Origin of the sequence: Microbacterium sp. Nx66 (assembly GCF_904066215.1) — a bacterium.
Taxonomy (GTDB): Bacteria; Actinomycetota; Actinomycetes; order Actinomycetales; family Microbacteriaceae; genus Microbacterium; species Microbacterium meiriae.
Map to the genome: position 1 here is coordinate 262,344 of NZ_LR880474.1, position 13,613 is coordinate 275,956.

Genomic DNA, 13,613 nt, shown 5'->3' on the forward strand with positions numbered 1-13,613 from the left:
CCGCCATCGTAGCGATCCGAGGTCGCTCGAGGAGTTTGTCGATTCGTCGGATGTTCGACTGCTCGACTTCATGCGAACGGATGAAACCTCCTCCATAATGATCGCCAGGGGGTGGCGTTCGAAGCGGAATGTCTGAGGTCCTCCGTAACGTCACTCGGCTGAGCACTCGCCTCGGCGCGGAATTGATCCGCTGACAGGAGGAGAGGTTCGACATGAGCTGGCCGGAGCTGATGGATCCCGCGTTGCAGGATCACATCTCGGAGAGACAGTCCAGGGCGCTGCGCGTCTACGAGGAAGACCACGATCTGCTGGTCGAGCATGTCCGACAGGAGGACAGCTTCAAGTCCGGCGGATACGGCACGAGACAGATACCCGAGCTGTTGCAGAACGCGGTGGACGCGCTCGCCGCAGGCGGATCGCCGGGGATGGTGGAGTTCCGCCTCGCCGACGGAGCGCTGTACTGCGCCAACGAGGGCGCGGGGTTCGACGCCGACGGATTGACTGCCGTGACCTACGCGTTCCTGAGCTCCAAGCGTGGGGACGAGATCGGACGGTTCGGGCTCGGATTCAAGTCCGTGCTCGGTGTGAGTGATCACCCGCAGATCTACAGCCGATCGGTGAGTTTCGCCTTCAATGCCCCCGAGACGTCTGAGCTTTTCGCGGGAATCCCATCTGACGGCGGTCGCTACCCACTTCTGCGCGTGCCGAGTGTGGTCGACGTAGATGAAGCGAGGCGTGAGGATCAGAACCTCGCGGAGATGATGGGCTGGGCGACCACCATCGTCAAACTGCCGCTCACGCGCGAGGGCGATCGGCTCCGGAAGGAGCTCAAGGCGTTCTCGCCCGAGTCCCTGCTCTTCTTCAAGGCCCTCGACCGTCTGCGCATCACGATGCAGGACCGCCCGGGTACCGCCGCTGTCTCGCGGGACTTCCGCCGCGAGGGCGATCAGAACGACGGACAGGTCGTCATCGTCGATCCCGAGGGCGTGCGCAGCCGCTGGCTCTACGCCGAGCGCGAGTACACGCCGACGATCGACGTCGCCTCGACGCTGTCGGCCACGGCCCTGCGCCAGTCGATGACCATCTCCTACGCCGTCAGGCCCGAGGGACGTGCGAGCCCCGGGCAGCTCTGGGCGTGGTTTCCGTTGCGCGACCAGACCACCGCGAGCGGCATCTTCAACGCTCCTTGGCAGGTGAATGACGACCGCACGTCGTTGATCGTCGCATCGAAGCTGAACGCCGCCATGCTCGAGGTCGGCGCCGAGCTGTTCCTCGACGTCGTGTCGCGCGCCTCGACGGCGGATGATCCGGGAGCGCATCTCGATCTGTTCCCCGCTCGCGGCCGGGAGAGCCGGAGCCCGGCGGACAGCTTCCTGTCGGCCGAGATCCCGAGACGCGCGAGAAGTCGCGCGTTGATCCCCGACGTGACGGGCGCGCTCAAGGTGCCGCCATACTTCACCGGTGTACCTGACATCGTCAGGAGTCCCCTGACGGTGACCGCAGCCGAGATCTGGCAGGAGCGTGCTCCCCGCGAGACCATGCCGCACGCGCGGTGCTTCTCGACGTCTGCCCGCCGCAATCGCCTTCGGTCACTGCTCGGCGGAGACGAAGAAGAGCGCAGCCCGCAGGAGTCGGGCGTCGCGGCGTGGCTGACCGAACTCGTCGGCGACCAGAGCGCTGAAGGAGTCGATGGCGCTCTTCGGATCCTCGTGGAGCTCGCGGCGAACGCCCGCCCCACTCATGACCAGGCGCTCTCAGCCCGCGTCATCCCCGTAGAGAGCGGTGGATGGGTACGAGCCGATCAGTCCGACACAGTTCTGCTCCCAGTCCCGGGCGCCGTCGTACCCGACGGCGTGGAACTCGTCCGGTCGGACGTCGCGGACGCTTCTCACGATCTGCTCCGGCAGCTCCGGTTCCGCGGGGTCACGGTCGACGAGGCTGCTTCAGCCCTGGCTGCTTCAGCGACAGATCGATGGAGCGAAGCCGAATGGGCGCACCTCTGGGCGACCTTGAACACCGCCACGCCACAGGTCGCCGCCCGTGCCGTGGAGGGGATACGTGAGCGAGGGGTGCGCGTCCTCATTCGCACGGAGGCCGGCACCTGGCGTGCTGCGTCGGATCTCGTCGCCGACGGGTCGATCGCACGGGACATCGCGATGCGTCAGATCGACGCATCGATCGTCCCCAACATCGCGCTTCGAACAGCGGCGGGAGCATTCACCGCCCCGGAGCGCGATCGCGAGCTCGAGAGGGACCGCCTGCGCGGCGACTACGTCGCGACGATCGAAGACGTCGTCCGCCGCTACCTCGCGGCGAATGGCCTGTCGGCCCCTACCATCACCGTCCCCGACATGCGCGGCGTCGGACCTTTGGATCTGCTGGTGGATGACCTCTCGGAGCAGGACCGTGTGGCGTGGACTCACGCGATCCTCGCGCGGATGGGCAACACCCAGTTCGTGCTGGACGTGCCGCTCCGTGGCCGCAGGGCCGAGATCATGGTCTCCACGATGGAATGGTGGGCCGTGCGCAGTCGCGGACTCATCCAGACCTCTTTGGGTGCACGGCGACCGGACGCCGCGGTATCGGGGTCGCTGCGTAGATTCTCGGCCTTCCTTCCGGTGGCCTCCCATGACGCGGTCGCCGGGTTGCCGCTGCCCAAGGACCTCGCGTCGGTGCCGGTGAGCATGCTTGAGGACTTCCTCGCGCGCGGCGATTACACGCTCCACCATGCTGCGGAGTTCGCTGAGCTGATCCAGGAATGTGCGCGCCGATCCGAGGTCGCGGTTCCCGAGCACGTGCCGGCGGTGATCAACGGCTCGGTCGTTCTCACCCCGCGCAGCGAGGTGGCCATCGTCGTTGACGGTGTCGGAGTCGCTGACCTCGAGGAGGCCGGAGTCGCGTACGTCCCGACCGCCTCGGGCGATCCGCGTCTCGCCGAGCGGTGGGGCCTGATCTCCGCTGAGGACGCGCTGCACCAGTCGGTCGAGATCGTGGGCGCGACCGAGGCCATCCCGCTCCTCGACATCCATCCGAGCCTTCAGAGCCACGTGCTCGTGCCCCTCGGGCGGGCGACGGTCGCGCGCGCCGCATCTATCCATCGCGTGCTCCAGAGTGCACGGGGGACCAGGAAGAAAAGGCTCAAGGCGACGCATCAGGACCGTGCCGTGACGGTCGATGCCTCGCTCGAGATCGATGATGCGCTCGCCGTCCTGTCCGCCGAACTCGAGCTCGGTCTCACCGCGGATGACGTGCGGACGGTGCTGCGGCACGACGAGAGCCTTCGTCAGAGCGAATTGATCGCGTCGGCGCGCGCGGCACGCAACGACGAGAAGCGTCTTCTGCTTCTCGCGGGTGCGGATGCGTTGCGGGCCAATCTGCCCGACGGTCTTCTCGCCGCGGTCGAGTCAAACACCGGGACGCTCGATGACCGAGGGATCGCCGAGCTGTTCGTGCGCGTGCACGGGTACGACTCCGTCCGAGAACTGCGTGATGTCCTCCGTCAGCGCGGCGTTCCCGTCCCCGAGAAGTGGGACGGCTCCGCGCAAGCGCTGGCCGCCGTGAAGAATCTCGGGTTCGACACCTCCTATGCCGGCAGCCGGGAAAAGAAGCCGTCTGCCGTCAGCCACATCCAGGGCAAGCTCACATTGAATCCGCTGCATGACTACCAACGCGAGGTGGCGGACAAGATCGGAGCACTGGTCGCAGCCGAGGACCCGGCCGGTCGACGCGGTCTCCTCTACCTGCCCACCGGTGCAGGCAAGACTCGCGTGACAGTGGAGGCGCTCGTCAAGCTGATGAAGGCCGGCGAGATCGAGTCGCCCGTGCTGTGGATCGCTCAGAGCGAGGAGCTCTGCGAGCAGGCGATCCACTCGTTCTCGGAGGTCTGGCGGGCCTTCGGTGACGAACGGGCGCTCGACGTGAGCCGGTTCTGGAGCGGTTACGAACTGGATGAATCCGATGAGGAGCTCCATGTGGTCGTCGCGATCGACGCGACTCTCGGCCGCCGCCTGGGAGAACCGCAGTACGAGTGGCTCACGACGCCGGGGATCGTGGTGATCGACGAGGCTCACACGGCGTTGTCGAAGACCTACACCGACATCCTGCGGCATCTCGGACTGACCGCACACAGGACCGACCGCCCTCTGCTCGGCCTCACCGCGACTCCCTTCCGCGGGCGCAACGATGAGATCAACCGCCTTTTCGCCCAGCGTTTCGGTGAGAACCGGCTGGAGTCACTCGACCCCGAAGACCCGATCGCGCAACTCCGGTCATGGAACGTCCTCTCCCAGGTGGACTATCACGTGCTGGACGGTGTCGACGTCGGGGTCGGCCAGCAGGACGCCGAGTTCCGGAAGATGAAAGAGGTCACGCCCGGCATGCTCGCCGCGATCGGTCAGGACATGCAGCGCACGCTCACGGTCGTCCGGCACATCAAGGAGCAGGATCCGACGTGGCCGATCCTCGTGTTCGCCGCATCCGTCGCGTCGGCGCACACGATCGCGGCTTTGCTTCGGCTGGAGAAGGTGAACGCGGACTCCGTCGACGGGAGCATGCGCCGGCAGCACCGTCGTCGCGTGGTGGAGCAGTTCAAGTCGGGTGAGACGCAGGTGCTGGTCAACTGCGATCTGCTCACCCAGGGTTTCGACGCCCCGATGGTGCGAGCCCTCTACATCGCGCGCCCGACGTTCAGCCCGAACCGGTACCTGCAGATGGTCGGCCGCGGTCTCCGTGGACCGGCCAACGGCGGTACCGAGCGGTGCCTGATCGTCAATGTCGAGGACACTTTCGAGCAGTTCGGTGAGGACCTCGCATACAACGAGTTCGACTATCTCTGGAGCAAAGCATGACCGACATCGAGACCACCGAGGTCACGGCGCAACCGACGCCGATCACGGACGCGCGCGAGGGGAGGAACGCCGTCGTCGCCGAGGTCCGCCGGCGCTGGCTCGGTCCGCACGGCGGTGCGACCGAGGTGCTGCATCGCAGCCCGGTGTACGCCTATCTGGTCGGCACGCTCTACCCGGTCGAGCAGGGGGCGGCCGCTGCCGTGGAGCTCGAGGATGTCGAAGACACGGTCGGTCCCGTCTCGGACGATGAAGGGCTCGAATGGGAGACCGAGCTGGCGGCGGGCGAGACGGAAGACGCGGAGGCCGAGGACCTCGGCGTCAACCTCACCGGCGCGTTCGGCTGGGCTCCGGCATCTATGGGCGTCTCTTTCCTGCACGCGGGATCCGCGCTGCGTGTCGATCTCGCCGCGGGGGTGTACGAGAAGAACGATGACGACGACTGGGTGAGGCGCCCGCTGACGGGACCGGAGTTCATCGAGGTCGGCGCGAGTTCGAGCACCCCCGTCTTCGAGGGCCGCGCCACGCTGTCGTGGAGGTCGCGCCGATTCGACGGACGGTGGTTGACGACAGTCGCGCTCTCGAACTCCGCCGAGGTCGGCGCGGGCGAGGCTAAGCGGGATGCCGAACTCTGCCTGTTCCAGGTCGAATTGGCCTGCACGGATGAGACGGGTCTCCTGCCCTATCCGCAGACAGGCGTGCTGGTGTCCGACGACGACAAGGAACTCGCATTCCGTTATCGGGACAAGCCGTCCTTCGCCATCGGACACGGCGTCGCCGTGGAATGGTCACCGGAGACGGCACCCGTGACCGTGCGCACGACCACGATCCCCGAGACCGAAGTCAGCGCGATCCGGGCGAAGCGCGGCTCAGGTGATGCCGTGCGCATGCGGTGGTTGGCCGATGAGTCGGTGTCGGCTGCCGACCTCGTCGACGGTCTCTCCTCCGTTGCGCGCGACTATGCGGCGTGGATCGAGGGACAGGCTGCCGATGCCTCCGCGGTCGCGTCGGAGGACAGAAAGATCGCCGATGACATCGTCGAACGGCAGAAGCGCGCGCTCGCTCGGATGGAAGAGGGCCTCAGGCTGCTTAGCGACGACGCGCAGGTGCTGCAGGCGTTCCGGATGGCGAACACGGCCATGCGGTGGCAGATGCTGCGTCAGCGCAAGGTCGTGGACAAGGAGACGAGATACGGCCGCCGGCTCTTCGAGGATAAGGGGGCGGATGAGCCGACCTGGCGCCCGTTCCAGATCGGGTTCATCCTCAGTTCACTCGCTTCCACCGTCCACGATTCCCATGACGATCGGGAACTGGTCGATCTCATCTGGTTCCCGACGGGCGGGGGAAAGACCGAAGCCTACCTCGGCCTCGCCGCGATCGAGATGATCAGACGTCGGTTGGCGCGCGGAGTCAAGGGCGGAGGCATGGCCGTGCTCACGCGCTACACGATGCGTCTTCTCACCGCGCAGCAATTCCAGCGAGCAGCCACGCTGATCTGCGCGCTCGAACTGATGCGTCTCGACGATGAGCGGCTCGACGGTATGCCCGACTTCTCGATCGGCCTCTGGCTCGGTAATACGACGACCCCGGGCACGTTCAAGCAGGCCGAGAAGCAGCTGCGGGAAGTGCGCCAGCAGAGCAAGCCGGACAACCCGTTTCAGTTGCTGCAGTGTCCCTGGTGCGCGACGCCGATCATGCCCAAGCACAAGAGTGGGAAGGATCGCGCCTACGGGGTCAAGGCGGACGCATACGGGTTCGAGTTCTTCTGCCCCGCCGATGACTGTCCTTTCTCTTCCACGCTTCCGGTGCAGGTGGTCGACGAGGGCATCTACGCGAATCCTCCCACCATGCTCGTCGCGACCGTCGACAAGCTCGCGCGCCTCGCGTGGATCTCGGACGGCGCTCGTATGTTCGGCATCGACACGGTCTGTGATCCGCCGTCACTCGTGATCCAGGATGAGCTGCACCTCCTCTCCGGGCCTCTCGGGACGATCGTGGGCGTTTACGAAGCAGCGATCGGAGCGCTTCTGCAGTGGAACGGCACAGCCCCGAAGGTTGTGGCGTCGACCGCGACGACGCGCGCGTCGAGAGAGCAGGTCAGGGGTCTGATGGCGAAGAGGGTCGAGGCGTTCCCGCCCGCAGGTCTTCGTGCGGAGGACAACCACTTCTCCGAGCCTGATCCCGAGGCGGCCGGTCGCCTGTACCTCGGAATAATGCCGCAGGCGCACACGCCGTCGTGGGCCATCGGTCAGATCGCGACGGAGCTGCTCGACGCGCCGGTGTCGACCGGCCTAGAGGGCATGGCGAAGGATCGCTACTGGACCCTCGCGGTGTATCACAACAGCCTGCGAGAGCTCGGCAGGACCGTGACCATCCTTCGCGACGACGTGCAGAGCAACCTGTTCCGTCGCTCGGGCGGCGACCGTCCGACCCGCGTGATCGGACCGGACGGTGTCGAGGAATTGAACGGCAATGTGCCTTCCGCGGAACTCGTGCGCCTTCTGGAGCGGCTCGAGCGTGGTCCCGAGGATCCCGAAGTGATCGACGCCCTCGCGACGACCAACATCATGTCGGTCGGCATCGATGTGCAGCGCCTGGGCGTCATGCTCGTCAACGGTCACACGAAGACCACCGCCGAATACATCCAGGCGACCTCGCGCGTCGGGCGAGGATCGACACCGGGGCTCGTCGTGACGATGTTCAGAGCCGGGAAACCGCGTGATCGTTCGGTGTTCGAATCATTCCAGGCCTACCACAATTCCTACTATCGGTTCGTGGAGCCCTCGAGCGTCACACCCTGGTCGCTTCAGGCTCGACGTCGTGCACTGCATGCCGCGCTGGTGATACTCGTGAGGCACGGAGTCGGACGCAACGGCAACGCGGATGCCGCCCACTTCGACCCGGACTCGGCCGGCGTCAAGAAGGCGGTCTCCCTGCTGAAGCAACATGTCCTGTGCGCGGATCCACGCGAAGCCGTGGAGGTCGGCAAGGAGATCGATGACGCGGTGCTCCAATGGGTCGAGGCCAGGGAGCGAACTGAATCGGCCGGCAAGTCCCTCGTCTATCAGTCCAAGAACCAGGACGAGCGCTTGCTTCGGCAGTTCACGGAGCCCGGCGTCGGTTGGCCGGTGATGAACTCGATGAGGAACGTGGACAGAGTCGTGAAGGTGCGGGCGAAGGGAGAGCGGAATGGCTGAGTCGACGGTGAAGACGATCCGAGCATCGGAGACTGTCGCCCCCTACGGGCCGGGAGCGATCGTCGACATCCTCGGTCAGTCCTTCATGGTGCCGACGGGTGATCGTTGGCCCTCGCCGAAGGTGCGCGAGCGCGTGGAGTCCGACCGTCTGGCCGATGCGCTGCACGTGCAGGAGCTGTGGGCGGCTCCTACGACGCACGAGCCGGAGAAGGGCTCCGTGCCAGGTCTGGAACTGGTCAGGTTCCCCGGCTGGTTGTTCTGTCAGGTCTGTCGACGACTGATCAAGTGGAGCGCGAGTCTCGAGACGGGCGGAGTGCCGCACTGCACTCAGGTGTCCTGCGACGGACGTCTGGTGCCGATGCGATTCGTCCTCGTGTGCACGGAGAACAGTCACCTGAGCGACGTCCCGTGGGCCGACTGGGTGCACCGCGGATCCGAAGGAGAATGCAAGTCGGCGGAGAAGCTGCGGTTCAAGACGCTCGAGGGCGCGGGTGACGGTCTCAGCAGCCTGCAGGTGTCGTGCGACGCATGCGGATCACGCCGCTCACTCGGAGAGCTGCGCCGCGATGCTCTGGCCAAGGACGGATTCAAGTGCACCGGCACGCAGCCGTGGGAGTACGAGTGGACCGGTTGTGGGAAGCCGCTCGACGCCCAGCAACGTGGGGCCACGAGCCTGCATTTCAGTGAGACCGTCAGCGCCATCGACATCCCACCGGTGCCGAGTCGGGCGTCGGAGAACGAGGACGCCATCCGCGGGCACGCGATGTTCGAAGGGCTTCGGGGAGCTCCGTCACCGGTACGCGACGTCATGATCACGCAGATGGTCGCAGACCTCGGCGTGCCGGCCGCTGAGATCGAGGCGCTGCTGGAGGTCGATGACTCGCCCGGCGAGCGCCGGGAGATCATGAGCACGCTCCAGGCTGACGAGTTCGAGGCATTCGTGGGCGCTGTGACGGGGAAGACTCCGACCGAGGACTTCGTCACGCGTGCGATCAAGTTGCACCCGAAGGGCATCGATGCGGTCGACGGCGTCGTCGCGCGAGTGAAGGACGTGGTGCTGATCGACCGCCTCCGCGACGTGCGCGCCGTGCGTGGCTTCCGCCGCTACTCGCCGGACGCTACGGCGGTCGCGGCGGTGCCCACGCAGTCCTTCGAGAAGACGTGGTTGCCGGCCGCCGAGGGATACGGCGAGGGCATCTTCATCCGATTCGATCCCCCGGCCGTCAAGAGATGGGCGGATCAGCCGGCAGTGCAGCAGTTGGCGGCCACGCTTCTCGATCATCAGAACCACTCTGTGCTGGGTCGGCGGCTTCATCTGGCTTCCGCCGAGTACGTGCTGCTCCACTCCTTCGCGCATCTGCTGATGCGCGAACTCGCGTTCACCAGCGGGTACACAGCCGCCTCGCTCAAGGAGCGCATCTACTGCGAGTCGGAGGGTGACTACGGCATCTTCATCTACACGACCACGTCGGACGTCGAGGGCACTCTTGGGGGACTTGTGAGGCAGGGTGAACCGGACCTCCTCGTCGAGGGCATCGTGGCGGCGCTCCAGCAGGCCGCGTGGTGCCCGAACGATCCGGTGTGCTCCGAATCCGAACCGCAGAGCATCGACGGCCTCAACCTGGCTGCATGCCACGCGTGCAGTCTTGCCCCCGAAACGTCGTGCGAGTCGTCGAACCTCCTACTCGACAGGACTTTCGTCGTCGGGGGCGGAAACGTGACCGGGTTCTTCGGTCCCGTTCTCGACACCCTTCTCGGGCAACGGGTCGGGTGACCTCCGTCGCACTTCCCTGACGATCCGGGCGGCCACGTCATGTGCGTCCGTCCGGATCTCATGCTCCCAGATGCGCACGACCGACCAACCTCGTTCGCTGAGGACACGGGTGGTGTCGGCATCGCGAGCTCGATTCGCCGTGACCTTGTCAGACCAGAACGTCGCGTTCGATTTCGGAGACTGATGGTGATCAGGACACCCGTGCCAGAAGCAGCCGTCAAGGAACACAGCGACCCGAGCCCGTCGGAACAGAAGGTCGGCGGTGCGGCGCAGGTCTCGCTCAGGACGAGCGCTGACGCGATATCGGAGACCGGACCGATGGACGAGGCGTCGTACGAGCATCTCCGGTCCCGTATCGCGTCCACGGTTAGCGCGCATGCTCGCTCTCGCTCCCGGACTGCTCGCCCACGAATCGGATCCCGCGGATGCCGGCGACGTCTCCATCCGTCAATACTGCAACGTCGTAGGATCAGATCGACCCGTTCTGCACTGCGGGTCTCGAACGCCCGGGAGGCACCGTTGGGGAACGCCATCACCGTCCTCGACCTATTCGCCGGCGCAGGTGGCCTCACGCAGGGGATGCACGAGGCATCGTCGAGATTCGATGTCGTGCGTGCTGTCGAGAAGGACCGAGACGCGGCCGCGACCTTCGCGCTCAACCATGGGGAGGGCATCACCTTCCAGGGGGGGATCGAGGATTGGCTGCAGGATGAAGTGGTGCCGTCGGTCGACATCGTCGTCGGCGGGCCGCCGTGTCAGGGCTTCTCGACGCTGGGGAAGCAGAACGTCGAAGACGAGCGGAACACTCTCTGGAGGGAGTACGCAGAGACGATCATCCGCGCGCAGCCGAAGTACTTCGTGCTCGAGAACGTCGCGGTGTTCGCCAAGTCCCCGCAGTTCCGAGCACTCACGGAATCAACGGAGAGCAACGGCATCCTTCGTGACTACTCGTTCGAATGGGATGTGTTGAATGCAGCGGACTTCGGCACGCCTCAGGCGCGCAGGCGCGCGATCCTGATCGGGCGCCATCGTGACATGCCGGAGACCGGACTGCCGAAGCCCAGCCATCATCGTGACGAGCACATCAGCGTGGGCGAGGCCTTTTCGGGCATCTCGCACGGGGTTGGCCTCCATCTCGATGATCGTCGCGTCAAGATCGACGGCCGTGATCACCGCGGTTGGTGGTCATCGCGAGAGCTCCACGTCGGGCGTGACTACGCCGACATCTCACTTCGACGATTCGCGGAGATCCCACCGGGCGGCAATCGCTTCGACCTCCCGGATGAGCTTCTCGCCCCGTGCTGGCGGAAGCATAAGTCCGGCTCCGGCGACGTGATGGGTCGGCTTCATCTCGACAAGCCGTCGGTGACGATCAGGACCGAGTTCTTCAAACCGGAGAAGGGTCGTTATCTGCATCCCTTCGCCGACCGTGCCATCACGCACTATGAAGCAGCAGTGCTGCAAGGGTTCCCTGTCGACTACCGGTTCGCGGGTTCTCGTACCGCCATCGCCCGACAGATCGGCAACGCCGTGCCGATTCCGTTGGGCAGGGCGATCGGCAATCTGCTCGCTGATGCGCTGATCTGAGGACGGCGCAAGCCATCCGCGAGTCGCCGCACGCATCAAGTTGACCCAGCATCAACGGAACTAGATGGATGTCCGGCCGTGCTCACCACTCATCAACGATGTGCGTGTCCGATTGCTCAGGACCTGCTCGCTGCATCGCGAGCGCGGTGCCTTTGGAGGTGAGGAACATGCCGTCCTCCCGCGCCCACCGCGTACACGTCTCGGCCCACTGAGCCGACGACCTGCCGCCGACGGCCGTGACAGTCCTGGCGATCGAGTCATCCTGTCGGCGCAGGTGGGCGTAAAGCGGTCGGATGGAGGGAATGGCGTCAGCAGACTCGTGACTGCACGCGCTCGCGAAGCTGAGCCGTAGACCGCGATCGTGAGGTCGCGGCAAGTCGCCCGTTGTAGCGCGGCGTCGGCTACGTTGCGTTCCTCGGCGGCCTGCCGGTGCCCTGCGGGTCCACTTCCAAGGCTCGTCTTTCTAGATGTCGTCGAACAACACGGGGATCCCGAGCCGCATCGCGTCCCACTTAGCAGCGTTGCGCCTCGTAGGGCGAACGTGCGGCAGATCTCATTGCCACGAGGAGCCGGTGAAGTGGCGAGGAGCATCGGCTTCGCTGCCATGGTTCGACTACATCGACCTGGTTCGCGCGGCAGGTTTGCGCGACGGTCCCGATGTCGAGTCAGCGCACCGGCGTCGAACAGGACTACTCGAGTCCGCCGGTCAACCGCCCGTGCATCGTCCCGCTCGAGTCATTCATCCCGACGATCTCCACCGTCTTCCCCAACGCCTGATACTTCGTCTCGATCGCATCCAACGCCGCAACGGTCGACGCATCCCACACATGCGACCCGGACAGATCAACCACAACTCGCTCAGGATCCGACGTATATGAGAACAACGTCGTCAGATCATTGCTCGACGCGAAGAACAACTCCCCCTCGACGACGTACGTCACCACACCGCCAGCCGGCCCCAGAACCCGACGAACCGAAACGAAGTGCGCCACCCGCCGCACGAACAGCACCGACGCGACCAGCACCCCGCCGACAACCCCGACAGCCAGGTTGTGCGTCACCAGGACCAACGAAACGGTCGCCACCATCACGAACGTCTCACTCTTCGGCATCCGCTTCAGCGTCGACGGCCGCACGCTGTGCCAGTCGAACGCCCCGATCGCGACCATGATCATCACGGCCACGAGCGCCGCCATCGGGATCGTCCCGACGAAGTCGCCGAACACGACCACCAGCAGGAACAGGAAGATCCCGGCGCAGAACGTCGAGATGCGGGTCCGCGCGCCTGACGCCTTCACGTTGATCATCGTCTGACCGATCACCGCGCATCCGCCCATGCCGCCGAACATCCCGGACAGCACGTTCGCGACGCCCTGCCCCCACGACTCGCGCGTCTTGTTCGAGTGGGTGTCGGTGATCTCGTCGACGAGCTTCGCGGTGAGCAGCGACTCCATCAGCCCGACGAGCGCGACCCCGAGCGCGAACGGCGCGATGATCGTGAACGTCTCCCACGTCAGCGGGACGTTCGGGATGAACAGCGACGGCAGACTCCGCGGCAGCTCACCCTGATCGCCGACGGTCGGCACCGTGATCCCGAAGGCGAGCACCACGCCCGTCACGATGATCACCGACACGAGCGGCGCCGGCACGATCTTGGTGAGCTTCGGCATCGCCAGCATCACGACGATCCCGAGCGCCACCAGCGGATACACCAGCCACGGCACGTCGATGAGCTGCGGGAACTGCGAGCTGAACACGAAGATCGCCAGTGCGTTCACGAACCCGACCATGACGCTGCGTGGGATGAAGCGCATCAACTTCGCCACGCCGAGCACCCCGAGGCTCACCTGGAAGATCCCGGCGAGAATGACCGTCGCGATGAAGTAGTCGAGCCCGTACGTCGGCGCGACGGGAGCGATCACGAGCGCCACGGCCCCGGTCGCCGCGGTCACCATCGCCGGCCGCCCGCCGAGGAACGCGATCGACACCGCCATGATGAACGACGAGAATAGTCCGACCTTCGGGTCCACCCCCGCGATCACCGAGAACGCGATCGCTTCCGGGATCAGCGCGAGTCCGACGACGAGCCCGGCCAGCACCTCCCGCGTCAGCAGTCGCGGGTTCTTCAGCGCATCGAGCACCGAGGGGTGGGCGCGATAACGGGCGCGGTCGTCGACCGTCGTTGCAGACATGGAGCTCCAGGGGAAGGCG

At 65.7% G+C, this 13,613-nt stretch carries 6 protein-coding genes; 4 read left to right on the forward strand and 2 right to left on the reverse strand.

Features of this window, described 5'->3' with window-relative positions; all coding sequences use genetic code 11:
* Positions 1 to 212 precede the first annotated feature (212 nt).
* From MICNX66_RS01205 to drmB, 3 genes are all read left to right on the forward strand, one after another.
* A complete protein-coding gene (locus tag MICNX66_RS01205; RefSeq protein ID WP_187662985.1) occupies positions 213 to 4,847 on the forward strand; it encodes a DEAD/DEAH box helicase in 4,635 nt (1,544 codons plus the stop codon).
* 560 nt (positions 4,848 to 5,407) lie between these two features.
* Complete coding sequence (locus MICNX66_RS01210; protein WP_187662986.1) at positions 5,408 to 8,041, forward strand: helicase-related protein; 2,634 nt, start codon at positions 5,408 to 5,410, stop codon at positions 8,039 to 8,041.
* On the forward strand, positions 8,034 to 9,815 hold the full coding sequence (gene drmB / locus MICNX66_RS01215; protein WP_126893697.1) for a DUF1998 domain-containing protein: 1,782 nt from the start codon (positions 8,034 to 8,036) through the stop codon (positions 9,813 to 9,815). The genes MICNX66_RS01210 and drmB overlap by 8 nt, the downstream gene beginning before the upstream one ends.
* Here the strand turns inward: drmB and MICNX66_RS01220 are convergent.
* The gene (locus tag MICNX66_RS01220) at positions 9,723 to 10,259 is read right to left on the reverse strand and encodes a very short patch repair endonuclease (RefSeq protein ID WP_126893698.1); all 537 of its coding nucleotides are present in this window, start codon (positions 10,257 to 10,259) and stop codon (positions 9,723 to 9,725) included. The two genes, drmB and MICNX66_RS01220, sit on opposite strands and share 93 nt — an antisense overlap.
* Positions 10,260 to 10,334: 75 nt before the next feature.
* On the opposite strand from MICNX66_RS01220, the gene MICNX66_RS01225 reads away from it, so the two are divergent.
* Positions 10,335 to 11,402, forward strand: coding sequence for a DNA cytosine methyltransferase (locus tag MICNX66_RS01225; protein WP_174235375.1), 1,068 nt, complete (start codon positions 10,335 to 10,337; stop codon positions 11,400 to 11,402).
* Between the two features lie 689 nt (positions 11,403 to 12,091).
* On the opposite strand, the gene MICNX66_RS01230 is transcribed toward MICNX66_RS01225, so the two are convergent.
* Complete coding sequence (locus tag MICNX66_RS01230; RefSeq protein ID WP_187662987.1) at positions 12,092 to 13,594, reverse strand: SulP family inorganic anion transporter; 1,503 nt, start codon at positions 13,592 to 13,594, stop codon at positions 12,092 to 12,094.
* Positions 13,595 to 13,613 lie beyond the last annotated feature (19 nt).